Source organism: Actinoplanes sp. NPDC089786, assembly GCF_040684855.1.
GTDB lineage: Bacteria > Actinomycetota > Actinomycetes > Mycobacteriales > Micromonosporaceae > Actinoplanes.
The window spans coordinates 162,434-187,068 of record NZ_JBFBGU010000012.1 but is presented as its reverse complement, the minus strand read 5'-3'; the positions used below and the strand labels follow the sequence as shown (position 1 = coordinate 187,068).

The 24,635-nt window shown below is 71.1% G+C and carries 22 protein-coding genes and 1 pseudogene; 11 read left to right on the top strand and 12 right to left on the bottom strand.

What is annotated here, in order from left to right; genetic code table 11:
• Positions 1 to 34: 34 nt before the first annotated feature.
• Genes AB0O15_RS29580 through dmpG form a run of 3 tightly spaced genes read left to right on the top strand, consistent with a single transcriptional unit; the run spans position 35 to position 2,777 of the window.
• Positions 35 to 808: a fumarylacetoacetate hydrolase family protein gene (locus AB0O15_RS29580; protein WP_364324771.1), complete on the top strand. Its 774-nt coding sequence runs from the start codon at positions 35 to 37 to the stop codon at positions 806 to 808.
• Positions 808 to 1,770: an acetaldehyde dehydrogenase (acetylating) gene (locus tag AB0O15_RS29575; RefSeq protein ID WP_364324768.1), complete on the top strand. Its 963-nt coding sequence runs from the start codon at positions 808 to 810 to the stop codon at positions 1,768 to 1,770. Before AB0O15_RS29580 ends, AB0O15_RS29575 begins: the two co-directional genes overlap by 1 nt.
• Positions 1,767 to 2,777, top strand: a complete 1,011-nt coding sequence (gene dmpG, locus AB0O15_RS29570) for a 4-hydroxy-2-oxovalerate aldolase (RefSeq protein ID WP_364324765.1) — start codon at positions 1,767 to 1,769, stop codon at positions 2,775 to 2,777. Before AB0O15_RS29575 ends, dmpG begins: the two co-directional genes overlap by 4 nt.
• Positions 2,778 to 2,781: 4 nt before the next feature.
• Here the strand turns inward: dmpG and AB0O15_RS29565 are convergent, their stop codons facing one another.
• Positions 2,782 to 3,696, bottom strand: a complete 915-nt coding sequence (locus tag AB0O15_RS29565) for a catechol 2,3-dioxygenase (protein WP_364324762.1) — start codon at positions 3,694 to 3,696, stop codon at positions 2,782 to 2,784.
• A 2-nt stretch (positions 3,697 to 3,698) separates the two neighbouring features.
• The gene (locus tag AB0O15_RS29560; protein ID WP_364324760.1) at positions 3,699 to 4,037 is read right to left on the bottom strand and encodes a 2Fe-2S iron-sulfur cluster-binding protein; all 339 of its coding nucleotides are present in this window, start codon (positions 4,035 to 4,037) and stop codon (positions 3,699 to 3,701) included.
• A gap of 118 nt (positions 4,038 to 4,155) precedes the next feature.
• Here AB0O15_RS29560 and AB0O15_RS29555 point away from each other — a divergent pair, with 118 nt between their 5' ends.
• The 3 genes from AB0O15_RS29555 to AB0O15_RS29545 all read left to right on the top strand — a co-directional run bounded on the left by AB0O15_RS29555 (position 4,156) and on the right by AB0O15_RS29545 (position 7,336).
• Positions 4,156 to 5,052, top strand: a complete 897-nt coding sequence (locus AB0O15_RS29555; protein ID WP_364324757.1) for an alpha/beta fold hydrolase — start codon at positions 4,156 to 4,158, stop codon at positions 5,050 to 5,052.
• A 22-nt stretch (positions 5,053 to 5,074) separates the two neighbouring features.
• The gene (locus AB0O15_RS29550; protein ID WP_364324754.1) at positions 5,075 to 5,821 is read left to right on the top strand and encodes an FCD domain-containing protein; all 747 of its coding nucleotides are present in this window, start codon (positions 5,075 to 5,077) and stop codon (positions 5,819 to 5,821) included.
• A 111-nt stretch (positions 5,822 to 5,932) separates the two neighbouring features.
• Positions 5,933 to 7,336 carry a sugar porter family MFS transporter gene (locus AB0O15_RS29545; protein WP_364324751.1) on the top strand — a complete coding sequence of 468 codons (1,404 nt, stop codon included), beginning with the start codon at positions 5,933 to 5,935 and terminating at the stop codon, positions 7,334 to 7,336.
• Between the two features lie 30 nt (positions 7,337 to 7,366).
• On the opposite strand, the gene AB0O15_RS29540 is transcribed toward AB0O15_RS29545, so the two are convergent.
• Both AB0O15_RS29540 and AB0O15_RS29535 read right to left on the bottom strand, forming a co-directional pair.
• Entirely contained in the window at positions 7,367 to 9,373 is a 2,007-nt protein-coding gene (locus tag AB0O15_RS29540) for a transglycosylase domain-containing protein (protein ID WP_364324748.1), read from the bottom strand.
• Positions 9,374 to 9,591: 218 nt separating this feature from the next.
• The gene (locus AB0O15_RS29535) at positions 9,592 to 10,167 is read right to left on the bottom strand and encodes a TetR family transcriptional regulator (protein ID WP_364324745.1); all 576 of its coding nucleotides are present in this window, start codon (positions 10,165 to 10,167) and stop codon (positions 9,592 to 9,594) included.
• Between the two features lie 91 nt (positions 10,168 to 10,258).
• Between AB0O15_RS29535 and AB0O15_RS29530 the strand changes: the two genes are divergently transcribed.
• The gene (locus AB0O15_RS29530; RefSeq protein ID WP_364324742.1) at positions 10,259 to 11,659 is read left to right on the top strand and encodes an FAD-dependent monooxygenase; all 1,401 of its coding nucleotides are present in this window, start codon (positions 10,259 to 10,261) and stop codon (positions 11,657 to 11,659) included.
• Positions 11,660 to 11,688: 29 nt separating this feature from the next.
• On the opposite strand, the pseudogene AB0O15_RS29525 reads toward AB0O15_RS29530, so the two are convergent.
• The 3 genes and pseudogenes from AB0O15_RS29525 to AB0O15_RS29515 all read right to left on the bottom strand — a co-directional run.
• Positions 11,689 to 11,781: pseudogene (locus AB0O15_RS29525) on the bottom strand (DNA-binding response regulator); the annotation flags it as partial.
• Between the two features lie 53 nt (positions 11,782 to 11,834).
• Complete coding sequence (locus AB0O15_RS29520) at positions 11,835 to 12,776, bottom strand: SDR family oxidoreductase (protein ID WP_364324739.1); 942 nt, start codon at positions 12,774 to 12,776, stop codon at positions 11,835 to 11,837.
• A gap of 52 nt (positions 12,777 to 12,828) precedes the next feature.
• The gene (locus tag AB0O15_RS29515) at positions 12,829 to 13,452 is read right to left on the bottom strand and encodes an NAD(P)-binding domain-containing protein (protein ID WP_364324736.1); all 624 of its coding nucleotides are present in this window, start codon (positions 13,450 to 13,452) and stop codon (positions 12,829 to 12,831) included.
• Between the two features lie 234 nt (positions 13,453 to 13,686).
• Here AB0O15_RS29515 and AB0O15_RS29510 point away from each other — a divergent pair, with 234 nt between their 5' ends.
• Entirely contained in the window at positions 13,687 to 14,598 is a 912-nt protein-coding gene (locus AB0O15_RS29510) for a LysR substrate-binding domain-containing protein (RefSeq protein WP_364324734.1), read from the top strand.
• A 70-nt stretch (positions 14,599 to 14,668) separates the two neighbouring features.
• On the opposite strand, the gene AB0O15_RS29505 is transcribed toward AB0O15_RS29510, so the two are convergent.
• Both AB0O15_RS29505 and AB0O15_RS29500 read right to left on the bottom strand, forming a co-directional pair.
• Positions 14,669 to 15,529, bottom strand: a complete 861-nt coding sequence (locus AB0O15_RS29505; protein WP_364324731.1) for a TQO small subunit DoxD — start codon at positions 15,527 to 15,529, stop codon at positions 14,669 to 14,671.
• Positions 15,526 to 16,665, bottom strand: a complete 1,140-nt coding sequence (locus AB0O15_RS29500) for a monooxygenase (RefSeq protein ID WP_364324728.1) — start codon at positions 16,663 to 16,665, stop codon at positions 15,526 to 15,528. Before AB0O15_RS29500 ends, AB0O15_RS29505 begins: the two co-directional genes overlap by 4 nt.
• Positions 16,666 to 16,813: 148 nt before the next feature.
• Here AB0O15_RS29500 and AB0O15_RS29495 point away from each other — a divergent pair, with 148 nt between their 5' ends.
• The 3 genes from AB0O15_RS29495 (at position 16,814) to AB0O15_RS29485 (ending at position 20,840) form a co-directional block, all read left to right on the top strand.
• Entirely contained in the window at positions 16,814 to 17,959 is a 1,146-nt protein-coding gene (locus AB0O15_RS29495; RefSeq protein WP_364324725.1) for a histidine kinase, read from the top strand.
• Complete coding sequence (locus tag AB0O15_RS29490; protein ID WP_364324722.1) at positions 17,956 to 18,615, top strand: response regulator transcription factor; 660 nt, start codon at positions 17,956 to 17,958, stop codon at positions 18,613 to 18,615. Before AB0O15_RS29495 ends, AB0O15_RS29490 begins: the two co-directional genes overlap by 4 nt.
• 68 nt (positions 18,616 to 18,683) lie before the next feature.
• Positions 18,684 to 20,840 carry a family 43 glycosylhydrolase gene (locus tag AB0O15_RS29485; RefSeq protein ID WP_364324719.1) on the top strand — a complete coding sequence of 719 codons (2,157 nt, stop codon included), beginning with the start codon at positions 18,684 to 18,686 and terminating at the stop codon, positions 20,838 to 20,840.
• Between the two features lie 42 nt (positions 20,841 to 20,882).
• Here AB0O15_RS29485 and AB0O15_RS29480 read toward each other — a convergent pair whose 3' ends face one another.
• From AB0O15_RS29480 to AB0O15_RS29470, 3 genes are read right to left on the bottom strand one after another with little or no spacing between them, the layout of a single operon-like run.
• Complete coding sequence (locus AB0O15_RS29480; protein WP_364324716.1) at positions 20,883 to 23,060, bottom strand: xanthine dehydrogenase family protein molybdopterin-binding subunit; 2,178 nt, start codon at positions 23,058 to 23,060, stop codon at positions 20,883 to 20,885.
• Positions 23,057 to 24,037: a xanthine dehydrogenase family protein subunit M gene (locus AB0O15_RS29475; RefSeq protein WP_364324713.1), complete on the bottom strand. Its 981-nt coding sequence runs from the start codon at positions 24,035 to 24,037 to the stop codon at positions 23,057 to 23,059. Before AB0O15_RS29475 ends, AB0O15_RS29480 begins: the two co-directional genes overlap by 4 nt.
• Complete coding sequence (locus AB0O15_RS29470; RefSeq protein WP_364324916.1) at positions 24,034 to 24,492, bottom strand: (2Fe-2S)-binding protein; 459 nt, start codon at positions 24,490 to 24,492, stop codon at positions 24,034 to 24,036. Before AB0O15_RS29470 ends, AB0O15_RS29475 begins: the two co-directional genes overlap by 4 nt.
• Positions 24,493 to 24,635: the final 143 nt, after the last annotated feature.

The window sequence follows — 24,635 nt, the reverse complement described above, 5'->3', positions numbered from 1 at the left end:
GTGAGCGCGCCGACCGGCCGGGCAGGGTGGCGGCATGACTTCGCCCGCAGCACAACGCCTGCTCGACGCCGCGCGAACCCGGACTCCGTGCCCACCCGTCCGTGATCTGATCGGCGCCGACGACATCAAGGCGGCCTACGGGGTCCAGACGGAACTGACCGCCGCCCGCCTGGCCGGTCGCGCCCGGATCGTCGGGCACAAGATCGGGCTCACCTCGGCGGCCGTTCAGCACCAGCTCGGCGTCGACCGCCCCGACTTCGGCGTCCTCTTCGACGACATGGACGTCAGCGGCGAGGACGCCATCCCGGTGGGCGGGCTGCTGCAACCGCGGATCGAGGCCGAGGTCGCGTTCGTGCTGCGGACGGACCTGGCCGACGAGGTCACCGCGGATCGCGTCCGGGCCGCGGTGGGCGCGATGGCGCCGGCGCTGGAGATCGTCGACAGCCGGATCGCCGGCTGGGACATCAGCATCGCCGACACGATCGCCGACAACGCCTCCAGCGGCCTGTTCGTGCTCGGTCCGGCGCGGGTCGGGCTCGGGGCGGTCGAGCCGGTCGACGTGCGGATGGAGATGAGCGTCGACGGCGAGGTGGTATCCACCGGTTCCGGCGCGGCCTGCCTCGGCGACCCGCTGACGGCGCTGGCCTGGCTGGCCGGCGCCGCCCGGGATCTCGGCGATCCGTTGCGCGCGGGACAGGTGGTGCTGGCCGGCGCGCTCGGCCCGATGGTGCCGGTGCGGCCGGGCATGCACGTCCGCGCCCGCTTCACCGGTCTCGGCACGGTCTCCGCCCGGTTCGGGGAGGTCTGATGCGTACGAAGGTCGCCGTTCTCGGGTCGGGCAACATCGGCACCGACCTCATGATCAAACTGCTGCGGCTGTCGGAAACGTTGGAGATGACCGCGATGGCCGGCATCGACCCCGGCTCGGACGGTCTGGCCCGGGCCCGGCGGCTGGGCGTGGCCACGACCGCCGACGGGGCCCGCGGGCTCGTCACGCTCGACGGATTCGCCGACGTGGAGATCGTCTTCGATGCCACCTCGGCCCGGGCCCACCTGTCCAACGAGGCCGTGCTGCGGCCGTACGGCAAAATTCTGATCGATCTGACGCCGGCGGCGATCGGGCCGTACGTCGTGCCCGCGGTGAACCTCGACGAGCATCTGGCCGCCGGGGACGTCCGCAACGTCAACATGGTGACCTGCGGCGGACAGGCCACGATCCCGGTCGTCGCCGCCGTCTCCCGGTTCGCTCCGATGCCGTACGCGGAAATCGTCGCCTCGATCGCCTCGAAGTCGGCCGGCCCCGGCACCCGGGCCAACATCGACGAGTTCACCGAGACCACCTCGCGGGCCGTCGAGCGGGTCGGCGGCGCGGCCCGCGGCAAAGCGCTGATCGTCCTCAATCCCGCCGAGCCGCCGCTGATCATGCGCGACACCGTGCTGTGCCTGGTCGACGCGCCGGACGCCGCGACCCGGGAGGCGATCCGGTCCTCGGTCGAGGAGATGGTCGCCGCGGTCGCCCGGTACGTGCCCGGGTATCGGCTCAAGCAACCCGTGCAGATCACGCCGGTGCCCGCGGACCAGCCGGTGCACACGCTCGCCGGCGCCGCCACGGTGACCCATCAGGTGTCGGTGTTCCTCGAGGTCGAGGGCGCGGCGCACTACCTGCCCGCGTACGCCGGAAATCTCGACATCATGACCTCGGCCGCGATCGCCGTCGCCGAGCGGATGGCCGCCGCACGTGGCGGCCTGCTGAAGGAGACGCGCTCATGACCCGGCTGTTCCTCCAGGACGTCACGCTGCGGGACGGGATGCACGCCGTCCGGCACCGGATGAGCACCGACGCCGTCGGCGCGATCGTCCGCGCGCTCGACGCCGCCGGGGCCGACGGCATCGAGGTGGCGCACGGCGACGGGCTGGCCGGCGGCAGCCTGACCTACGGTCCCGGCTCGCACACCGACGAAGAGTGGATCGAGGTCGCCGCGGCCAGCATCACGCACGCCCGGCTGACCACGCTGCTGCTGCCGGGGGTCGGCACGATCGCCGACCTGAAGCGGGCGTACGCGCTCGGCGTGCGCTCGGTGCGGGTGGCCACCCACTGCACCGAGGCCGACATCGCCGCCCAGCACGTCGCCACCGCCCGTGAGCTGGGCATGGACGTCTCCGGTTTTCTGATGATGAGCCATCTGGCCGAGCCGGTCGCGCTGGCCGCGCAGGCGAAGCTGATGGAGTCGTACGGCGCGCACTGCGTCTACGTCACGGATTCCGGGGGCCGGCTTCTGATGGACGGCGTACGCGAAAGGGTGCGCGCCTATCGTGACGTGCTCGATCCGGCGACCGAGATCGGCATCCACGCCCACGAGAACCTGTCGCTGTCGGTGGCCAACTCGGTGGTCGCGGTCGAGGAGGGCGTGACCCGGGTCGACGCGTCGCTGGCCGGGCAGGGCGCGGGCGCCGGGAACTGCCCGATCGAGGCGTTCGTCGCGGTCGCCGACCTGCGGGGCTGGGAGCACGGCGGCGACCTGCCGGCGCTGCAGGACGCCGCCGAGGATCTCGTCCGGCCGCTGCAGGACCGGCCGGTCCGGGTGGATCGGGAGACGCTGACGCTGGGCTACGCCGGTGTCTACGGCTCCTTCCTGCGGCACGCCGAGACCGCCGCCGACCGGTACGGGGTCGATGTGCGCGCGATCCTGCTGGAGGCCGGGCGACGGCGGCTGGTCGGCGGCCAGGAGGACCTGCTGGTCGACATCGCGCTGGACCTGGTCGCCGCGGCCCGATAACGGTTCAGGTCACCACCCGGAGGAAGTCCTGATCGATCTCGCGGTGGGTGTAGTTGATCCCACGCGCGGCCTGGTCCATCGTCCAGGTGATCGGGCGGAAGTCGGGCCCGGTGCGGTAGCCGCCGGAGAAGACCTCGTTGCGGTTGCCGGACGGGTCGAAGAAGTAGATGGTGCCGCCCCGGGTGATCCCGTGCCGGGCCGGGCCGAAGTCGATCGGCACCTCGTCCATCGACATCACGTCCCCGGCCCGCAGCAGCGCGCTCCAGTCGTCGATCTGGTACGCGAAGTGGTGCAGCTTTCCGTTGGGCCCGTTGACGAACGCGATGTCGTGCGGATTCTCGCCGCAGAACATCCACGAGCCGACCAGGTCCGCCGGCTCGTCGCCGGACACCAGCCGCTCGGCCGGGCGGAAGCCGAGCACCTCGGCGAAGAACCGTTCCAGCAGCGCCGGGTCCTCGGTGGTGATCAGGGCGTGGTTGATCCGGGGCACTCCGATGCCGCGCAGGCCGGTGCGGGGCCGCGGATCCGGGTTGATCTTCCCGACCTTGGTGCCGAGGTACTCGACCTCCGAGTACAGCTCGAGGACGTGCTCGCTCGGCAGCGTGACCCGAAGCCCGTCACCGACGCCGGCGTTGTCGCCCTTGCTCATCCGCTCGAACGAGGCGCCGAAACCGGCGATCCGGTTCTCCAGGGCGGCCAGCGAATCCTCACCGGTCACCTTGTAACCGAACTTGACCAGGCCGACGCCGCCCTCCTCGAGCACGACCGAGTGGTGGTCGTCCTCGTCCCACGACTTGAGGTACACGCGGCCGTCCTCCTCGTGGACCGCGTCCATGCCGAGGGTGTTCTGGTAGTGGTCGCGGGCGCGGGCGAGGTCGGTGACGCGTACGTGGACGTAACCCAGACGAACGACGGACATGGCTATCTCTCCTCGACAGTGGGGGCGGCCATGCGGGGCGCACTGGCCAGCATGGATCGCAACGGTCGTTCGCGTTGCTCGATGACGACGTCGCCGAGCGGGACGGCCCGGCAGGGAAGGCAGAGACCGGCCGAACGCTCGGCCGCGCTGAGCGCCGACTCCGCGACCGGACCGAGGTACGTGACGGCGCCCGCCACGAGGGGGCACTTGCAGATCCCACATCCGCCACCCCGGCAGCGGTAGCGGGCGCGCCACCCGACGCGGCGCAGTCCTTCGACGATGGTCTCGCCGGGCGCGACGTCGACCGCCGGTCCGTCCGGGCTGACCGTGATGAGAGGCATGGCTACACCGCCGGATCTTCGAAACTTCCTTAGGTTTCGTGAGTGTAACCACAGCTTGGACTCGTTATCTACATCGCCGCACCTGTAATGTTTCTAAAAGTTGTGGAACTATAGGGCGATGAACGCAGGGGTTCCGGAAGAAGGCCGCACGGTCGATGCCGGCGGTGTGCGCACCAACTACCACGACCGCGGCGACGGCGCCCCGGTCCTGCTGATCCACGGTTCCGGGCCGGGCGTCTCGGCGTGGGCCAACTGGCGTACGGTCCTGCCGCCGCTCGCGCGGCAGCGCCGGGTCATCGCCCCGGACATCCTCGGCTTCGGCTACACCGAGCGCCCGCGCGAGGCGGTCTACGGGCCGGACAGCTGGCTCGACCACCTGCTCGGCTTTCTGGACGCGCTGGACCTGCCCCGCGTCTCGGTCGTGGGCAACAGCTTCGGCGGAGCGCTCGCGCTGCGGCTGGCCATCGAGGCGCCGGAACGGGTGGACCGTCTGGTGCTGATGGGGAGCGTGGGGGTGCCGTTCCCGATCACCCCGGGTCTGGAGGCGGTGTGGGGCTTCGAGCCGTCACTGGACGCCATGCGCCGGCTTCTGCGCTGGTTCACCTTCGACACAAGCCGGCTGACCGACGACCTCGCCGAGCTCCGCCTCGCCGCCGCCACCCGTCCCGGCGTGCACGAGGCGTACCGGTCGATGTTCCCGGCGCCGCGGCAGGCGATGGTCGACGCTCTCGCCGTCAACCCAGAGCGCATCGCCGCCCTGCCGCATCCGACGCTGCTGATCCACGGGCGCGACGACAAGGTGATCCCGCTGGCCAACTCGATGCGGCTGTTCGACCTCATCCCGCACGCCGAACTGCACGTCTTCCCCCGGTGCGGGCACTGGGTCCAGATCGAGCAGGCCGACCGGTTCGCCGGGCTGGTCGACGCCTTCCTGGCCGACGGCACGGATCCGGGGGACGCCGGGCTCGCCGCGACCGCGGACCGGCCTCAATCCCATGCGATGATGTCGCGATGAACCGGGTGTCAGGGCGCGGCTGATGCCGTCGGTCGCCGAACGCATCGCCGCCGACCTGGAGGAGGAGATCCTCCAGCGCCGGCTGGCCGCGGGCGCCCGGTTCGCGCTGCGGACCGAGCTGATCGAGCGCTTCGGGGTAAGCGCCAACGCCATCAACGAGGCCCTTCGAATCCTGCGCGAGCGCGGGGTCATCCAGGTGCGGCCGGGCGTACAGGGCGGGGTCTTCGTCGACCATCCCCCACCGCAGCTGCGGCTCGGCGCCATCGACGTCTGGTTCCGGGGACTCCTCGTGGACGCGGTGGATCTGTTCGAGGCGCGCTCGATGCTCGAGGACAGCCTGGCCGGCGTGGCGGCGGAGCGCGCCACCCCTGAGGACTGCCGGGACATGGAGTGGGCCCTCGAGGAGCTGCGCGAGGCGCGCGAGGATGCGCGCCGCTACCTGGACGTCAACCTGCGCTTCCACACCGCGGTGGCCCGCGCCGCGCGCGTACCGGTCCTGGCCGGCATGTACGAGTCGATCGTCACGCTGGTCCGCGGGACGCTCGTCCGGGCGGAGTTCTCGGGCTCGGGCGCGGCCAAGGTCATCGACGAGAACATCCTCGTCCACGTTCGCATCGCCCGCGCCATCCGCGAACGAAACCAGCCGGCCCTCGCCGAGGCCCTCGTCGACCACCGTTCCGATCTCGTACGCCTGCCCGACTCGTCCCGCTCGCCGGGCCGGCCGGTGAAGGACCCGGACAGCGCCGGGCCGGACGGTTCCGCCGACTGAGCGACCGCTGCATGGCATCAGGTGGCAGCGCCTCGGCCGGACAAGACCGTCGGGCGGGCGCGCTGAGCGGCCCGAGTTGCGGGGTGCGGCGGGCCCGCTGAAACTGGCCGGATGAGCCGGATCAAGGAAGAAACTCGGCGTACGGACCGGCTCACCGGTTCGGTGATCGTGGTCGCTCTGGTCTCCGCCGTCTCGGGGCTGCTCTACGGGTACGACACCGGCATCATCTCCGGCGCCCTGCTCCAGATCGGCAAGGACTTCGACATCGGCCACGGCTGGGAACAGGTGATCGCGGCGTCGATCCTGGTGGGCGCCGTCATCGGCGCCCTCACCTGCAGCCGGCTGGCCGAACGCCGGGGCCGGCGCGGAACGCTGCTGCTCGTCGGCATCGTGTTCGTGATCGGCTCGCTCGCCGCCTCGCTCTCGCCGGACCCGGTCACGCTGTCGATCAGCCGGCTCGTCCTGGGCTTCGCCGTCGGCGGCGCCACCCAGACCGCCCCGGTGTACGTCGCCGAGCTGGCCCCGACCGCCTACCGCGGGCGTCTGGTGCTGTTCTTCCAGATCGCGATCGGCGTCGGCATCGTCATCGCCACCATCGTCGGGGCGGCCGAGGTGATCGACTGGCGGGTCGCGATCGGCATGGCCGCCGCGCCGGCCGCGATCATGTTCGGGTTGATGTTCCGGCTGCCGGAGAGCCCTCGCTGGCTGCTGCGCGAGGGTCACGCCGACCGTGCGCGGGAGGCACTGGCCCGGGTTCGCTACCCGGAGAGCGATCTCGACGAGGAGTTCGGCGAGATCGAGGACAACGTCAAGGCCGAGAAGCAGGCGAAGACTCGCGGCTGGGCCGGTCTCAGGGCGGCATGGGTACGCCCGGCGCTGGTGGTCGGCTGCGGGCTGGCGATCTTCACCCAGTTGTCCGGCATCGAGATGATCGTCTACTACACGCCGACCATCCTCACCGACAACGGCTTCAGCGAGTCGACGGCCCTCCGGGTCTCCGTCGCGCTCGGGTTGACCTACCTGATCGCGCAGCTCGTCGGCCTGACCATCATCGACCGGGTCGGCCGTCGCCGGCTGACGCTGCTGACCCTGCCGTGCGCCGCGGTCGCGCTCATCGTGCTCGGCTCGTTCTTCGTCACCGGCAACGACGGCAAGTCGATGATCCCGTGGATCATCGCCACCCTGATCGCCTTCATGGCCTTCACCGCCGGTGGCATCCAGCTCATGGGGTGGCTGACCGGATCGGAGATCTATCCGCTGGCCACCCGGGCGGCGGGCGCCGCCGTGCAGTCGGCGTCCTTGTGGGGCACGAACGTGTTGATCACCCTGACCCTGCTCAGCACCATGAAGGCCATCGGCACGGGCCAGACCTTCTGGATGTACGCGGTGTTCAACCTGATCGCGTTCGGATTCCTCTACCGGAAGATGCCCGAGCTGAGCGGCCGCAGCCTCGAAGGGATCGAACGCCACCTGGCCGACGGCACCTTCACCCCGGCCGACCTCGCCCGCCGCTGAGCGTGGCGCAAGGCCGGCCGGCACGCCGGCCTATCCTTTTCGGCGCGTGCTCGGTTCCTCCGAGGTGTCCAGCTCAGGCGCCTCTTTGCCCTTTGCCGCCGCGTCCTTCCGGCGAGCGTCCTCCCCTGGGTCCCCCGGGTCCCGGGTGGCCGGGTCGCGCGGGACGGGTTTCCCGCCCGGTTCGCTCTCGGGCGCGGGCGGTTTGACATCGAAGGCGCCGGCCTTGCCGACGTTGCCCGGCTCGGGCAGGGGCGTCACCGGGCGGCCGCGCAGTGCCTCTCGGGTGAAGTCCGTCCAGAGCTGGGCCGGCAGGGTGTCGCCGTCGATCACCTTGCCGCGCTTGTCACGGATCGGGCCGGGGTTCGCCTTGCCGATCCACACCACGCTGGCCAGTTCGGGCGTGTAGCCGGCCATCCAGGCGTCCTGGCTGTCCGAGGTGTTGCCCCACTGCTGGGTGCCGGTCTTGCCGGCGGCCGGCCGGTCCGGCGTCATGGCGTGTTTGTCGACGACGGCGGCGAGCACCGAGGTGATGTCGGCGGCGGCCGCGCGGTCCAGCGCCCGCCGGGGCCGCGCTTCGGCCTTCCAGAGCCGGCGCCGGCCGGCGCCGGTGACCGAATCGACGAAGTGCCGGTCGTGCCGGACACCGGCGCCGGCAAAGGTGGCGTACACGGTGGCGAGGTCGGCGGGGGTGACCGCGTACCGGCCGATCGCGATGTCCGGGCGGGTTTGGCCCGGCCTGGGGTCGCCCTTGGCGTCGACCAGCGCACGGGCGTTCCCGTACTCGGGTGAGATGCCGAGGTCGAAGGCCTTCTCGCGGACCCGGTCCGCGCCCAGTTTCTCGGTGACCGCGTAGAACGGCGTGTTCAGCGAGTCGACCATCGACTCCGTCAGCGTGCAGGCCGGGCACTGCTGGTCGTTGTGGTTGCGCAGCGGCACGCCCAGCCGGCCCGGGAACAGCCGCGGCGAGCTGCCGTCCCACAGCGACTGTGTGCTGATCCCGGCCTCCAGCGCGGCGGCCAGCACGATGGGCTTGAACGTGGAGGCCGCCGGGTGGGCGGCGGAGGCGTCGTCGAAGTCGCCCCGCTGCTTGCCGCCGTAGTAGGCGAGGACACCGCCGCTGGGCGGGTCGACCGCGACCAGCGCCACCCGCAGATCCTTCGGCTGACCGGCGAGGTGTTCGGCGACCTGGGTGAGGCCGGCCTGCTGCGCCTTGGCGTCCAGCGTGGTGACGACGGACAGGCCTTGCGTGTGCAGCGCCCTCGAGGTCACGTCGTGGGCGGCCAGCTCCTGCTCCACCCGGTCGATCACGATGCCGCTCGGCCCCGCGTCGGCCGCCGACGGGCGGGACACGTCCGGGTACGCCAGCGCGCCACCCAGCCAGCCCTTCTCCCGGGCGGCGCCGATGATCCAGGTCCATCGTTCCTGTGCCGCCAGGGCATCGTTGGCGGGGTCGTACCCGAACGGGTCCTTGATGGTGGCCGCCAGCACGGCGCCCTGGGCCGCGGTCAGGCGGTCCGTGGTCACGCCGAAGTAGGCGTACGCCGCCGCCGCGATCCCGTAGGCGTTCCGTCCGTAGTAGATGGTGTTGAGGTAGCGCTCCAGGATCTGGTCCTTGCCGAGCTTGCGCTCGAGCTTGACGGCGAGGGCGAACTCCTTGGCCTTGCGGTCCAGGGAGACATCCTGGGTGAGGTACGCGTTGCGGGCGTACTGCTGGGTGATGGTCGAGGCGCCCTCGCGCTTCCCGCTGATGTTCGCCACCACGGCGCGCAGGATGCCGCGCACCGAGAACCCTGGATGGTCGTAGAAGTCACGGTCCTCGGCGGCCAGGACCGCCTGCCGTACGTGCTCGGGCACCGCGGACAACGGAACGTCACTGTGATTCTGGGTGCCGACCCGGGCCAGGATCGTCCTGCCGTCACGGTAGTAGAGCGTCGACGCCTGCACCTTGACGGGATCGGCCGGGAGGTCGACCGAGTTCACGTAGACGGCGACCGTGACGCCGGCGCCCGCGATCAGCACGGCGATCGCCGCCGCCACCCAGGCCAGCCAGCGACGCCCACGACCCGGCCGCCGATGACGCGACTTCGGCGCTTTCCGCTCGCTCGATTGATCCGCCACACCCCCTTGACGGAAACGACGGCAGGGTAGGTGGTCCGGAACGTGAAACTACTTTGCGTCCCAATCGCGTAACGCGCCCTTGATACGCGGCAACCTGCGCCTTAACCGGGGTTCAACCGAATCAGATGCAATATGTCTCAATCTGGCCGACCCGTGAGGTAGTGCTGGAGCACCGGCGACATCCACGCCGCCAGCTCATCGGCGCTCATGGCCACCACCGGGGGCAGTTCCAGCACGTAGCGGGTCAGCGCCAGGCCCAGCATCTGCGTCGCCAGCAGGCCGGCTCGCTTCCGGGCCAGCTCCGGATCGGGCTCGATCGTGGCGATCAGCGGCTCGATCTGGTTCGCGACGAGGAACCGGGAGCGCTCGGCCGCCGCCTCCTGGGTCGCCGCCACCCGCAGCAGCGCGATCATCGTGTCGTTGCGCTCACAGAGGTCGAGCAGGTGCCGGATCAGCGCGCCGGTCCGCTCGGCGGGAGTGAGTTGTGTCAGGTCGGGCAGCTCCAGGCCGAAGTCGGCCGCGGCGGCCAGCAGCTTCTCCTTGGAGCCGTAGTAGCGCATGACCATGGACGGATCGATGCCGGCCTGGGCGGCGATGGCGCGGATGGTGGCCTTCGCGTACCCGTCGGCGGCGAAGCGTTCCCGCGCCGCGGCCAGGATCGCCGCCCGGGTGCGGTCGGAGCGGCGGGGCGTCACATCGCGGTCCACGGTCATGCCAACAACTGTAGGCCAACAGTTGTTGACTCTCCCGTCCGGCGTCCGGGAGGATGGGCCAACAGTTGTTGGCAGGCGGAGGGTGATCGCGATGGATACCGATGTCCTGATCGTCGGCGCCGGTCCGACCGGCCTGATGCTGGCGGGTGACCTGGCCCGGGCCGGGGTCGGCCACCAGGTGCTGGAACGTCGAACGGCGGAGCCCAACACCACCCGCGCGTTCGCGGTGCATGCCCGGACCCTCGAGCAGCTCGACGTGCGTGGGGTCGCCGACGAACTCGTCGCGACGGGCCGGCAACTCCCCGGCATCCGGCTCTTCAAGCGGGCCACGGTGAGCCTGGCCGGCGTGCCCAGCCGCTTCCCCTTCGTCCTGGTCACCCCGCAGTACGAGACCGAGCGCGTGCTGGCCGGTCGCGGCGTCCGGGTGACCTCCGGCGCCGCCGTGGAGTCGGTGGACCAGGATGCCGGCGGCGTCACCGCCACCCTCGCCGACGGTCGCACGCTGCGGGCCCGCTACCTGGTCGGCTGCGACGGCGTGCACAGCGTGGTCCGCCGCTCGATCGGGTTGTCCTTCCCCGGCCGCTCCGTGCTGCGCTCGATCATGCTGGCCGACGTGCGGCTGGCCGAGGTGCCCGCGGAGACGCTCACCGTCAGCTCCGCCGTCGGCGCCATGGCCTTCATCGCGCCGTTCGGCGACGGCTGGTACCGGATCTTCAGCTGGAACAGCGACGAGCGGCCGGTCTCCGAGCCGGTCGAGCTCGACGAGATCCGCGCGACGGTCCGCACGGCGTGCGGCACCGACTTCGGGATGCACGACCCGCGCTGGATGTCGCGCTTCCACTCCGACGAGCGCCAGGCGCCGAGCTACCGGGTCGGGCGGGTCTTCCTGGCCGGCGACGCCGCGCACTGCCACTCCCCCGCCGGTGGGCAGGGCATGAACACCGGCATCCAGGACGCCGCCAACCTCGGCTGGAAGCTGGCCGCCGCGGTCCGCGGGCACGACCGGCTGCTGGACAGCTACGAGTCGGAGCGGTACCCGATCGGCCGGACGGCGGTGAAGACCTCGGGCGCCCTGATCCGGTCCGGGATCGCCCGTTCGTCCTTGCAGCGTGCGCTGCGCATGGCGGCGATCCGGATCCCGCTGAGCGTGCCGGCGATCCGCCGCAGGAGCGCCATCATGATCTCCGGGGTCGGCGTCGGCTACGGCGACGGCGCGGACCGGGTGCCGGACGGTCCGCTGCCCGACGGCCGCCGCCTCTACGAAGCGTTGCGCGACGGCCGGTTCGCGCTGCTCGGCACGCCGGATCTGGACATCGGCGCCTGGTCCGAGCGGGTCACCCTCACCGGGGCGACCCCGGCCGGCGACCGGATCACTCTGGTACGCCCGGACGCGTACGCGGCGTGGTCAGGCTCCCCCGCCGACACCACCGGCCTGCGATCCGCGCTCCTGCACTGGTGCGGCGAGCCGGCCCGGGAGCCCGCGGAGCGGTAGCCGGCCCGCCGCTCATCGCACCCGGACCAGCCCTGCTGGTAGGCGACGACGACCAGCTGGGCGCGGTCGCGGGCCCGCACCTTCATCATCGCCCGGTGGATGTGCGTCCGGACCGTCAACGGGCGTCCGTTACCGCGTTGCGCCGGCCAGAGCCGCGCGGATGGCGTCCTCGCCGTCAGCCGGCGGGGAAGTAGTGTCCGTTGTCCAGATCGGCGAGCAGGCGGGGCTGAACGGGCTCCCAGCCGAGGGTCTGGCGGGTGATGAGGTTGGACGCCGGGTAGCTCTGCGTGACGACGTTCGCAAGGAAGCCGAAGTATCCCGGCAGCACCAGTTCGTCCAGGGGAACGCTCACGGCGGGCAGGCCCAGACGGCTGCCGATGGCCTCGGCGATCTCGCGGAACGGGATGCCCTCGTCGTCGACCGCGTGCCAGTATCGGCCGGCCGGCCCCTTCTCCAGCGCCAGGCGGAACAGGGAGGCGAGATCGCGAGGATGCACGGCGTTCCACAGGTTCGCGCCGTCTCCGGGGTAGCCGATGAAGCCCTTTTCCTTCGCGAGCGCGATCAGGATGGGCAGGAAGCCGGCACGATCGGTCGGGTCGTGCGCGATGTTGGCGATCCGCACGACCGAAGAACGCACTCCCCGCTCGGCGAGGCCGATCACGGTGGTTTCCACGACGTTACGAGCCCGCAGGGTGCCCTTGTGCTCATCGTCACTGGGAAGGGCAGGGTCCTCCTCGGTGGCCGTCCGGCCCAGGAGCCCCTGCCCCGGCGAGCCGATGCTCCCCGCCACGACCAACGGCTTTCCGGTTCCCGCGAGCGCCTCGCCATAGGCGAGCATGATCGGGACCTCCGCCGTGGCCACGGCGTGGACTCCGCCGGAGAAAAGCAGGTCTTGACGGTGCGCGACGTGGACCACGCCGTCGGAGTCCGCGGCCGCTTCCTTGAGCCCGTCGAGATCCTTGAGGTCGCCGCGACGCACCTTCGCGCCGAGCGCGGACAGCGCCGCCGCAGCCGTGTCCGACCGGGCCAGGCCGGTCACCTCGTGCCCGGCGGCGATGAGCTCGGGCACGATGTACGAACCGGAATGGCCGGTCCCACCGGTGACGAAAACGCGCATTCTGCTGTTCCTTACCATTGAGGTGGCGTGGGACGTGGTGGTGCGGGTGTGCTCAGCGGAAATTGTTGACGCCGAGGGCGAAATTGAAGTCCCCTACGCCGTGACTGGCCAGGTTCACCATCAGCAGACCTGTCCCTTCCAGCCAATGCGCCATTTCCAATCCGCCGGCATCCAGCGGGCGCAACGCGAGGCTTTCGATGAATGCCGATACGCCGGCCTTGGCCCGCGCGTCGTCGCCGGCGATGAGCACGTCCAGCGAGCCGCCCTGGGCCAGGATGTGGCCGAAGACGGTGTTGAACGCCTTGACGACGTGCGCGGTGGCCGGGGCCGCCTTGGCGATCTCCTGAGCGGCGGACGTGCCGTCCGAGGTGGTCAGCCCGCTGGCGTCAGCTTTCATGGGGTTGGTGATGTCGATGATGACCTTGCCGGCCAGCGCGTCCCCGTACTGGGCGACGACCGGCACGGCGCTGGGGTTCGGCACGGCCAGGATGACGATGTCGCCGGTGGGGGCGGCGCCGAATGTCCCGGCCGTGGCGCCGCCGCCGAGCGCGGCGGCCAGATCTTCGGCCTTGGCCGCGTCGCGACCGATGACCTCGACGGCATTGCCACCCTCGACCGCGCGGGCGGCGATGGCGCGGCCCATACCGCCCAGGCCGATAATGCTGATGCTGCTCATGGAGTGCCTGCTTTCTGGAATCGAATCTGAATGAGAACGCCACGCCCCGCCCGTTGTGGTAAACGGTTGCGTCGGCGATGCCATCGAATGCGTCGAGTCCCGATGTCGAGTTCTGTCGCGAATTCGCTCCGGCCCATCAGGTACCCATGAAGCATGTATCGGCCTCAACAGGTTGTCCAAGACCTGTTTCAGCGATTGCGATACCCTCGAGGCATCGCCGTACCAGGGGGCTCCATGGATCTGGACCTGCGCAAGTTGCGCTACTTCGTCGCCGTCGCCGACCGGCTGCATTTCGGCCGCGCCGCCGATGACCTGCACATCGCACAGCCGGTGCTGAGCCGGCAGATCCGCGCGTTGGAACACGATCTTGGCACCGAGCTGCTGATCAGGGACAGCCATGGCGTGGCACTCACCGATGCCGGAAGGCAGTTGCTGACCGACGCCGGGCCGATGCTGGCCTCCGCACACGCGGTCCGCGGCCGGGTGACCGCGGCCGCGCGCGGCAACCGGCGGCTCATGGTCGGCTTCCGGGCCGGCATCGCGGTGTCCGCGGCGGTACGGGATTTCGCCATCCGGCAACCGAACGTCATCGTCGACGTGCAGCGGATCGAATCCGACGAGCAGGCCGTGATGCTGCTCGACGGCCGCATCGACGTCGCCTACGTGCGGCTGCCCATCGACGAGACCGGCCTGACCGTCACCCCGCTGTACGCCGAGCCGCGGGTGGCGGTGCTGCCGGCCGGTCACCGATTTGCCGGCAAGGAACAGATCACCGAGGCCGACCTGACCGGTGAACCGCTGCTCTGGCATCCCGACATCAGCACCCAACCCACCAAGCGCCCGCATCCCAACGCCGGATACCTGGTCCGCGGGGTGGACGAGACGCTCGAACATGTCGCGGCCGGCCGCGGCATCTCCTTCCTGGCCCGCTCGACAGCCGTGTTCTACTCACATCCGGAAGTCAGGTATGTGCCCGTCACTGATCTGGCGGCTGACCAGGTGTGCCTCGCGGTGCCGGCCTCGCGCACCTCACCGGTGGTCAACGACTTCCTCGCCGCGGCTCAGGCGACGGCCGAGATCACCGCGGAATGCGGCAACGATGAAATGTGGCACCTCGCGAACGGTGCCGCCGCACGCCACAGTTGAGCACGTTCTACCGACACAGCAGCCAACCGAGGGCGCCGCAGCAGGGCGAAGGCATTCGAAGCCCGCGGGGTCACCCGGACTGAGCGGTGGTGACCAGGCCGTCGATGACCTGGACCGGGATCCGGGCCAGCGGCGCCGGAGGCGGGCCCCCGGTGACCCGGCCCTCCTGGTCGTAGGTGCCGCCGTGGCACGGGCAGCGGAAGCCGTCGCCGGTGTGCTCGACCGGGCAGCCTTGGTGACTGCAGGCGGCGCTGAACGCGAGGAAGGTGTCCTCCGCCGGGTGCAGCAGGTAGGCGGGGGTTCCGCCGGGCGCGGTGAACTTCAGCGCCGCGCCGATCGCGAGGCCCACGGCCGGAACGATCGCGGTCCCTGCTTTCTGGCCGCGGCCGGCCAGCGCGATGGCGGTGCCGGTGGCCGCGAGCACGGTCGCCGCGGAGCCGCCGAGGATCAGCACCCGCCGGCCGGTGTCGGTGTCCGGCGAGCGGAAGCGCCGGCGCAGGAACTCCTGGAGGGACAGCACGCCGCCGTCCCCGGCGATCGTCAGCGGCGTCCAGGCGAACGCCACGAAGATGTCGGCGCCCAGGTAGTACGGCTCGGCGGTCCAGCTGACGGTCAGGAAGAAGCTGAGTGCCAGCACCAGCCCGCCGGTGGCCGCCGCCCGGGTGAACAGCCCGGCCAGCACGGCCACCCCGACCAGCGCCTCGCCGAGGGCGATGGCCAGCCCGGTGAGCGTCGCGTGCTCGGCGCTCAGGGTCACCAGGAAACCGATCGGCGAGGTGTCGGCCACGGCCAGCATCTGCTGCCGGACACCGGCCGGCGAGGACGGGTCCAAGTAGGCCGGGTCGAGGAGCTTCGAGATGCCGGCGTACGCGAAGGTGAAGCCGAGGAACATCCGCAGCGGCAGCAGGACCCGGCCCGGCGACCGGCTCATGATCCGGTCGACGTGGTCAGGATGCCGAGGCACATCTCGTCGGCGGTTCCCTCACCCCAGATCACGTATCGGGGCGGCAGGGTCTTCAGCTGCGGCAACTGCTTGCGGAGGCCGGCGTCGTGCGTACACGTGGTCCGAACGGTGTCGCCGGCCTTGACCTTGACCGGCTCGGGGAGCACCTGCAGCGCCTGGTTGTCGAAGTCGAAGGCCGGGACGTCGAGCAGCACCCTGGCGTCGGGCTGGCCCGGGTTGAGTTCGACCTTGACCGACTTGCCGAGCAGGTGCATGTGCCCGCGGGCGGCGTACACGGTCATCGGTCCCGGGATCGGGGTGTCGCAGGTCTGTGTGTTGCCGGGCTTGGGCTTGGCGTAGCCGCACATCTTGAGCAGGTTGTCCTCCATCGCGCCGGACACCGCGCCGAAGCGTTTCGTGACGTCGGCGGCCGCGGCGCTCCGGTCGCACAGCGGACCTGACTCGTCCGGCGCACAGGGCAGCTCGATGGGCACCAACAAGGGCGAGGTGTCGAGGATCGTGGTCCGCGGCGTGCCGTCGGTGAGACGCAGCCGCACGGTGGACTGGTCGCTGCCGGCCGGCTTGCCGCCGGTGCCGAGCAGACTGTAGTGCGTCTCCATCACGATCAGGCTGCCCGCCTTCAGCGGAAAGCCGAGGTCACCGTCGAGCGGGGTCTCCTGCACGCCGGGCGTCCAGGTGTCCACCCAGGTCGCGTCGCCGACCCCGAACGAGCTGAAACAGGTCCAGCCCTCCTCCGGCGTCTTGGCGTCGATCGCCCGGACCTCGGCCGCGTGCTCGGGCGCGATCACGTTGGTGATGGCGTGGTGGGCGATCGGGACGTTCTGCGGGGTGAACTGGACGCCGGTCAGGAACACCGGCTTGGTGATCTGGGGGTCGAGGATCACGCAGCGGTACTCGTCGAGCCCGCCGGCCGGTGGCGCCGGGGTGACCGGCTTCGCGTACTCGATCTCCTGGAAGCGTTCACCGGTGCGCAAAGGCAACGCCGGCGCCGGCGCGGACGAGCTGTGGACGTGGGCCGGGGCGGCGGGCTCGTCGGCGGCACAGGCCGTGATCAGGGGCAGGGTCATGGCCACGAGGGCGGCGCCGGTCAGCAATGGTCTCATGGGCTATGACCCTCGCCCGGCCGCCGATTGGTCGGCAATCCGCCAGGAGAAGGCAAGACCATCTACTACCGACAGACCAATGCGGTACGCGCGGGCTACTACCGGCGGACGATGCCGGATGCGGCGAGGCCTGCCTACCATCACCGTCATGGCCCTGGCTTGGCTGAAGCGGCACCCGGTTGTCGAGGACGCGCTCCTCGCGCTGGCGCTCCTCCTCGCGGGGATCGGCATGCTCGTGGTCGACGATCCGGTCCGCCCGCGCGTCGGGCCCTGGGACGTCCAGGTGTTCCTGCTGGCGCTGGCCGCGGTGGTACTGCGCCGCCGCTTCCCCATCCTCGCGCTGGCCTGGGCGGTCGCGCTGGCGCTCGGCCTGACCGTCCTGCAGCGCTCGGAGGACCCGGTGGTCACCGGCGTGATCGCCCTGCTGGTCTACACCTGCACGACCAGCGTCGGCCGCCGCGCCGCCTGGGTCCTCGCCGGGGTCGTCGCCGCCGTCCTGCTCACGAGCCAACTGGCCTGGACCCATGCGGGCGGCGACGCTCTCGGCTCCATCGCGTGGGTAGGGGTGGGCGCGGCGATCGGCGACGCCACCCGCAGCCGCCGTGCCTACATCGCCGAGGTGGAGGAACGCGCCCGCGTGGCCGAGCAGTCGCGCGAGGAGGAGGCCCGGCTGCGGGTCGCCCACGAACGGGTACGCATCGCACGCGAGCTGCACGACGTCGTCGCCCACCACATCGCCGCGATCAAGGTGCAGGCCAGCGGCGCGCGGAACATCTTGACGCACCGGCCCGAGCAGGTGGCCCCGGCGCTGGAGAACATCAGCCGGCTGTCCGACACCGTGCTGAGGGAGATGACATCGGTGATCGGGCTGCTGCGGCAGACGGCCGGGCGTGACAGCCTGGTCGTCGAGCCGACGCCGGGACTGGCCCGGCTGGCCGGGTTGCTGGACGACTTCGGCGCGACCGGGCTGCGGGTCGATCATCACCAGACGGGTACGCCGCGCGAGCTGCCGGTGCTGGCCGACCTGGCGGCGTACCGGATCATCCAGGAGGGACTGACCAACGCGCGGAAGCACGGCGACGGGGCGGCCCGGCTGACCGTCGCCTACCACGGCGGCGGCGTCACGGTGGACATCGCCAACACGATCGGCGGGCAGGGCGCGGCCGGCGGTTCCGGCTTCGGCATCCTCGGGATGAGCGAACGCGTCGCCGCCAACGGTGGGGTCTTCCGCGCCGGCCCGTCCCGCGACGGGGGCTTCGCCGTGCATGCCGAGCTCTCGGCGCCGCCCGGATGATCCGGCTGGTGCTCGCCGACGACCAGGCCCTGATCCGGGCCGGGTTCCGGATGTTCGTCGACCCCGAACCCGACATCGAGGTGGTCGGCGAGGCCGGCACCGGGCGTGAGGCGATCGACCTGGCCCGGGCGGAGCGGGCGGACGTCGTACTCATGGATCTGCGCATGCCCGAGATGGACGGCCTGGAAGCGACCCGCCGGATCGCCCAGGACGCGGCCCTGGCCGACGTCCACGTGCTGGTCCTGACCACCTTCGAGGACGACGACAACGTGCTGCTGGCGCTGCGCGCGGGCGCCAGCGGCTTCCTCGGCAAGCACGTCGAGCCCGCCGAACTGGTCACCGCGATCCGGGTCGTGGCCGGCGGTGACGCGTTGCTCTCACCGGCCGCGACCAAGGGCCTGATCAGGCACTTCCTGGACCAGCCGGCGGCGATCGCGCTGCCCGCGGCGTCCGAGCTGGGCGGGCTGACCAACCGCGAGCGGGAGGTTCTGGCCCTGGTGTCGCAGGGCCTGTCGAACGAGCAGATCGCCGAGCGGCTCTTCCTGTCGCCGCTGACCGTCAAGTCGCACCTCGCTCGCACGATGTCCAAGCTCGGCGCCCGCGACCGCGCTCAGCTCGTCGTCATCGCCTATCAGACCGGCCTGATGCGCGCCTGACGTGCATGGGCGCGACCGGTTTCATCGAAGGATGGCGATCTCTGGTGATCGATGTTAGCTTCATCACTGTGAAACGTTTCACGCTTTCGGTCATTCTGGTGGCCGCCTCCGCCTGCCTGACTGTCGTGCCCGCGGCGAGCACGGCCACGGCCATGGCCGGCGTAACGATCGAGAACACCCGGCCGGACGGCGGCCAGGTGAGTCGCTTCGATGTCGACGGCACTGCCCTCGATGCCCACGACGGGTCGTTGCTACAGGTCGGCGACACCTTCTACCAGTACGGCACGAGCTACGCGTGCGGATACCGCTACCAGCAGAACAGCCAGTTCTGCGGCTTCAAGGCGTACAGCTCGCCCGACCTCGTGCACTGGACCGATCGCGGCTACATCGTCGCACCCGGCGCCTGCGGCTACTGCTTCCGCCCGCATGTCGTCCACAACGCCGTGACCGGCCGGTACGTCCTGTGGGCCGATGCCGGCGGCCGGTACATGGTCGCCACGAACACCGCGCCGACGGGCATCTTCACCGCCGCGCCGGACCCGGTGCTGGCGGTCGGCGGAGCAGTGGACGAGTCGTTGTTCGTCGACGCCGACGGCACCGGGTACGTCATCCACAACACCACCCAGGTGGCCGCCGGGCTGACCGCCGACATGGTGGTGGAACGGCTCACCCCGGACTACCTGCGCACGACCGGCCAGTACGTGCGTCTCGGACTCGGCGACGTCGAGGCGTTCGCCGTGTTCAAGCGAAACGGCGTCTACCACGCGCTGATGTCCGACCCGTCCTGCGCATACTGCTCCGGCTCCACCGGCGAGATGACCGCCACCTCGATGCTGGGCCCATGGTCGGGCGCCTGGTACGACCCCGCCGGGGTGCACCAGAGCGGGCGGGCGGAACCCCGGTGGCGTGCCCGGATCGTCAATGCCGACAACTGCGGAGGGCAGCCCCTGGCAACCCTCCCGGTCACCGCCGCCGACGGGACCACGGGCTACTACTTCGTCTCCGACCGATGGAACAACCGCGCACCCAACGAATCCCTGGCCAACTTCTTCGTCGGCCCGATGAGTTTCGACAGCACGGGAGCGCTCCGGGACATCGTCTGCACGCCGTCGTTCTCCTTGTCGCTGCCCGGTGCCGCAGGGGCCTACGCCGCGTCTCCCGATCTCGACCAACGCAGTGGCTTCGCGGGTTTCCGGCACTACTGCGACGTCGCCGACCGGATCGTCCGCCAGCAGAGCTTCGTCGCGTCGCGCACCGGCACGCTCAGCGTCGCGTCGATCACCACCTTCCAGAGCGGCGGCCCGAACGCGCCCGCCACCCTCGAGGTCCTCGACGCCCAGGACGGCAAGCTGCTGAGCCGGACCGACTTCCCCGCGGCGAGCGTGCCGTGGTCCCCCGCGGCACTGACCGCACATCCCGGTGTCGCCGTCAGCGCCGGGCACGCCTACCTGCTGCGGCTGCGCTCCGCCACCACCACCGGCTGCTACGGCTGGGAGTACAACGACTCCGGCCCCTATGCGCCCGGGGCCGAGTCCTACTCCACCGACAACGGCGCGTCGTTCACCAGCGAACCGGGCCGGGACCTGAAGTTCACCACCGACGTCTCCGCCACACCGGCCTTCACCGCCGAAGGAGTTCCGCCCGGCTTCAGCCGCTGCGCCGGCGAGGCCGAGCGGTGCACCTTCACGGGCACCAGAATCGCCGCCTACGGCGTCGGCCCGGCCGCCGGGTCCTACCGCTTCCGGGTCGCCACCGGCGGGATCGACTGTGGCATCGTCGCCTTCGGCGGCGACCCGGCTGTCGGTGTCCTCAAGTCCTGTTTCGTCGCGCCGGCGGGCGGCCCGGCCGGATATCAGAGTTGCTCCGGCGAGGGCGGCAGCTGCACGGTCGCCGGTCCCACGCTGATCGCCTACGGAGCAGCCGGCGCCTACGCCTACCGGCTCGTCGGCAACGGACAGGTGGCCTGCGCCAACGACGCCTTCGGCCGGGACCCCCTGCCGAACGTCCTCAAGAGCTGCTATCTGCCCCCTGCGGGCGGCCCGCCGGGCTGGACCACCTGCGCGGTGGAGAACGGTGTCTGCGCACCCGGGACAGCCCGAGCCGTCCTCTACGGAGCACGCGGCGCCTTCTATACCCGCTGGCAGACCGGCCCGGTGAACTGCACCTCCGCCGAGTTCGGCGGCGACCCGATCCCCGGGGTGGTCAAGGCCTGCTATCTGGGTTGAGGCGCGGGAGATGATCGTGCCGCCGCGCCCCGATGTCGTCGCTCACAACAGCTTGTCCTGGGTGAACGGGACGTCGCGCAGACGCCGCCCGGTGGCGTGGAAGATGGCGTTGCCGATGGCCACGGCCACACCGGTGATCGGTGTCTCGCCGAAACCCTTGGCGCCCAGCCCGGCACTGCCCGGGTCGGGCTCGTCGACGAACAGCGCGTCGATCCTCGGCGGCGCGTCCGCGTTGACCGGAACCAGATAGGTCGACAGGTTCGGGTTGACGATGCGGCCGCTGGCCTGGTCGACCAGCGTGTGTTCCATCAGCGCGTAGCCGATGCCCCAGGTGACGCCGCCGATGACCTGGCTGCGAAGGGTGCGCCGGTTGAGGACCCGGCCGACGTCGTAGGCGCCGACGACCCGGGTGACGCGCACGTTGCCGTACCGCCGGTGCACCCGCGCCTCGACGAAGACGGCCCCGTAGGTGTGACCCGGCGTGTTCTCCACCGTGGCGATCACCTCCACCGGTTTGCCGTGACGGCGCAGCACATCGCGGTAGGTGTCCGAGCGCGACGGGTCGGCCGAGTCGGCGAGCCGGCCGTCGGATGTGGTGACGCGATCCGCGGGCACGCCGTGCAGCGGCGACCGCCGGTCGGCGACCGTGATCTTGATGACCGCGGCGCGCACGTCCCGGGCGGCCTTGTCGACCGACGGGATGACGCTGGGCATCGTGGACGAGATCGAGGAGCTGCCCGCCGGCGGCAGGATGGTGTCGCCCAGCACGGTGGTGACCCGCGCCAGCGGCAGGTCCATGGCGTCGGCGGCCACCTGCGAGATGACGGTGTAGGTGCCGGTGCCGATGTCCTGGCTGGCCACCGCGACGCGGGCGGCCCCGTCGACGCCCAGGGTGACACCGGCGCTGGCCGGGAAGTTGCCGTAGGTGTGTGTCTCGGTGGCCATGCCCCAGCCGACGTACTCGTCGCCGTCGCGGGTGACGCCCGGCCGCCGCTCGCGCCGCCGCCAGCCGAACTTCTCGGCGCCCATCCGGTAGCAGTCGTCGAGGTGCTTACCGGTGAACCGGTCGCCGGTGTTCTGGTCGGTCCGGGCGTAGTTGCGCAAGCGCAGGTCGAGCGGGTCGACACCGATCTGGTAGCTCAGCTCGTCGAGAGAGGTCTCCAGGGCGAACTGCGCCGACATGTCGGGCGAGCGCATCCACGCGCCGGTCGGCATGTCCAGCCGGACGCCGAGCTGGCGCACGTGCACGTTCGGGCAGGCGTACAGCGTGTGGGTGGCGATGCTGGAATTGAACATGTTCTCGTCGGTCGCGGTGAGCTGGGCGATGGTGTCGTGCACGATCGCGGTCAGCCGTCCGTCGCGGCCGGCGCCGAGCCGGATGCGCTGCTGGAACTCGGTGCGGTGGCCGGTGCCGGTGAACATCTGCGCTCGCGTGAGAACCGTCTTGACCGGACGGCCGGCCAGCCGCGCGGCGGCCGCGGTGATCAGCGTGTGTGGCCAGACGACGCCCTTGGTGCCGAATCCGCCGCCCAGATAGGGCGCGATCACGCGGACGTTCCCCGCCGCCAGGCCGAACGCGCCGGCCAGAGTGTCCCGGAACGTGACGACGGCCTGCGAGCTCTCGAACAGCGTCAGGCGGTCGTCGCCGTCCCACACCGCCGTGGTGGCGTGCGGCTCGATCGGATTGTGGTGATGCGTCGGCGCGGTGTAGCTGCGGTCGAGACGCACCGGCGCGGAGGCCAGCGCGGCCGCCGCGTCCCCGCGGGTGACCTCGTTCGGCTCGCCGAACATCGGTGGCGGCAGGTAGGCGTCGTCGCGCGCGGCGGTTACCGACAGGACGTGCGGCTCGGTGCGGTACGTGGCGCGTACCCGGTCGGCCGCCTCGCGGGCCTGTTCGAAGGTCGCCGCGACGACCATGGCGATCGGCTGGCCGTTGTGATGGATGGTCGTGTCCTGCATCGGGACGAAGCCTTTGAGATAGAACCCCTCGGAGACGTCGAAGCGGGGCATGTCCGCGTGTGTATAGACCGCCACGACGCCCGGCATCGCCTTCGCCTCGGCAGTGTCCAGGTCGGTCAGCTCGCCACGGGTGATGGTGCCCAGCACCAGGAACCCGAACAGGGTTCCGGTGATCTGATGGTCGGCCGCATAGGTGGCGGCGCCGGTGACCTTCGCCCGGCCGTCGACGCGGGCGACATCGCGCCCGACCAGCTTGCTCATCGGATGCCTCCGTGCTCGCTGAGTACGCCGGTCAGGGCGCGCTGCACCAGTTCTACCTTGAACGCGTTGTCGTGCCGCGGAACGGCGTCGCGCACCAGCGCGCGGCCGGCGTCGGCGATGCTGTCCGCGGTGAGCGGACGGCCGCGCAGCGCGTCCTCGGCCGCGCGCGAGCGCCACGGCTTGGTCCCGATGCCGCCGAAGGCCAGCCGGACGTCCTCCACCCGGCGGCGCCGGACCCGCAGCGCGGTGGCCACCGAGACGACCGCGAACTCGAATGTCGCGCGGTCGCGCAGTTTCAGGTACCGCGAGTGCTCGGCCAGCGGGCTGCTCGGCACGTCGACGCGTACGATCAGCTCGCCCGGGCGCAGCACGTTCTCCACGTCCGGGGTGTCGCCCGGCAGCAGGTGGAAGTCGGCGATCGGCACCGCGCGCGGGCCGCCGGGACCGGCCAGCTGGACGACCGCGTCGAGGGCCACCAGGGCGACGGCGAGGTCGGACGGATGGGTGGCGATGCAGTGGCCGCTGCCGCCGACGATCGCATGGATGCGGTTCTGCCCCTCGATCGCGGGGCAGCCGCTGCCGGGATCGCGCTTGTTGCACGCTGAACCCGGGTCACGGAAGTAGCCGCAGCGGGTGCGCTGCAAGAGGTTCCCGCCGATGGACGCCATGTTCCGTACCTGCGGTGAGGCCGAGGCGAGCAGTGCCTGGGACAGCACCGGACAGCCTCGGCGCACCCGGGGATCCGCGGCCACCTGACTCATCCGGGCGAGCGCGCCGATCCGCAGTCCACCGTTGTCGGCGGTCACACCGGCGAGGCCGAGGTGGTTGATGTCGACCAGATGACCGTGCTGCTCGGCGCCGTCGCGCATGAGGTTGAGCAGGTCGGTGCCGCCGGCGATGTAGGTCGTGCCGGGCTGCGCCGCCAGGGCGATCGCGGCGGCCTCGCTGGTCGCCGCGGTGTATCCGAAGGCCCTCATGGCCGCATCTCCTGATTCGAGTGACGGACCGCCGCGACGATGTTCTGATAGGCGGCGCATCGGCAGATGTTGCCGCTCATCCACTCGCGGATCTCGTCGTCGGAACCGGCGTGGCCCTCGTGGACGCAGGCGATCGCGGACATGATCTGGCCGGGCGTGCAGCCACCGCACTGGAATGCGTCGTGCCGGATGAACGCCTCCTGCACGGGGTGCAGCTGGTCGCCGCGGGCCAGCCCCTCCACCGTGGTGATCTCGGCGCCCTGGCGCATCACGGCGAGCGTCAGGCACGACTTGACCCGTTCGCCGTCGACCAGCACGGTGCACGCACCGCACTCGCCGCGGTCACAGCCCTTCTTGGCGCCGGTCAGGCCCAGCCGCTCGCGCAACGCGTCGAGCAGCGTGACCCGCGGCTCGACGGCAACCCGGTGCTGGGCGCCGTTGACCGACAACGTGATGTCCGCGGTCTCCCCGGCCGGTACCGACGTGGCCGGCGCGGCGTCGGCGGCGGCGTCGTGAGAGGTGGTCGCGCCGATCACCGGCGCCGCGGCGCCGGCCGCGGTGGCCACTTTGAGCACGGTGCGCCGACGAACTGACAGCT

Excerpts from the sequence above, each read along its gene's own strand:
- AB0O15_RS29580 (WP_364324771.1), top strand. The coding sequence starts at position 35 with ATGACTTCGCCCGCAGCACAACGCCTGCTCGACGCCGCGCGAACCCGG.
- AB0O15_RS29575 (WP_364324768.1), top strand. The coding sequence starts at position 808 with ATGCGTACGAAGGTCGCCGTTCTCGGGTCGGGCAACATCGGCACCGAC.
- dmpG (WP_364324765.1), top strand. The coding sequence starts at position 1,767 with ATGACCCGGCTGTTCCTCCAGGACGTCACGCTGCGGGACGGGATGCAC.
- AB0O15_RS29565 (WP_364324762.1), bottom strand. The coding sequence starts at position 3,696 with ATGTCCGTCGTTCGTCTGGGTTACGTCCACGTACGCGTCACCGACCTC.
- AB0O15_RS29560 (WP_364324760.1), bottom strand. The coding sequence starts at position 4,037 with ATGCCTCTCATCACGGTCAGCCCGGACGGACCGGCGGTCGACGTCGCG.
- AB0O15_RS29555 (WP_364324757.1), top strand. The coding sequence starts at position 4,156 with ATGAACGCAGGGGTTCCGGAAGAAGGCCGCACGGTCGATGCCGGCGGT.
- AB0O15_RS29550 (WP_364324754.1), top strand. The coding sequence starts at position 5,075 with ATGCCGTCGGTCGCCGAACGCATCGCCGCCGACCTGGAGGAGGAGATC.
- AB0O15_RS29545 (WP_364324751.1), top strand. The coding sequence starts at position 5,933 with ATGAGCCGGATCAAGGAAGAAACTCGGCGTACGGACCGGCTCACCGGT.
- AB0O15_RS29535 (WP_364324745.1), bottom strand. The coding sequence starts at position 10,167 with ATGACCGTGGACCGCGATGTGACGCCCCGCCGCTCCGACCGCACCCGG.
- AB0O15_RS29530 (WP_364324742.1), top strand. The coding sequence starts at position 10,259 with ATGGATACCGATGTCCTGATCGTCGGCGCCGGTCCGACCGGCCTGATG.
- AB0O15_RS29520 (WP_364324739.1), bottom strand. The coding sequence starts at position 12,776 with ATGCGCGTTTTCGTCACCGGTGGGACCGGCCATTCCGGTTCGTACATC.
- AB0O15_RS29515 (WP_364324736.1), bottom strand. The coding sequence starts at position 13,452 with ATGAGCAGCATCAGCATTATCGGCCTGGGCGGTATGGGCCGCGCCATC.
- AB0O15_RS29510 (WP_364324734.1), top strand. The coding sequence starts at position 13,687 with ATGGATCTGGACCTGCGCAAGTTGCGCTACTTCGTCGCCGTCGCCGAC.
- AB0O15_RS29505 (WP_364324731.1), bottom strand. The coding sequence starts at position 15,529 with ATGAGCCGGTCGCCGGGCCGGGTCCTGCTGCCGCTGCGGATGTTCCTC.
- AB0O15_RS29500 (WP_364324728.1), bottom strand. The coding sequence starts at position 16,665 with ATGAGACCATTGCTGACCGGCGCCGCCCTCGTGGCCATGACCCTGCCC.
- AB0O15_RS29495 (WP_364324725.1), top strand. The coding sequence starts at position 16,814 with ATGGCCCTGGCTTGGCTGAAGCGGCACCCGGTTGTCGAGGACGCGCTC.
- AB0O15_RS29490 (WP_364324722.1), top strand. The coding sequence starts at position 17,956 with ATGATCCGGCTGGTGCTCGCCGACGACCAGGCCCTGATCCGGGCCGGG.
- AB0O15_RS29480 (WP_364324716.1), bottom strand. The coding sequence starts at position 23,060 with ATGAGCAAGCTGGTCGGGCGCGATGTCGCCCGCGTCGACGGCCGGGCG.
- AB0O15_RS29475 (WP_364324713.1), bottom strand. The coding sequence starts at position 24,037 with ATGAGGGCCTTCGGATACACCGCGGCGACCAGCGAGGCCGCCGCGATC.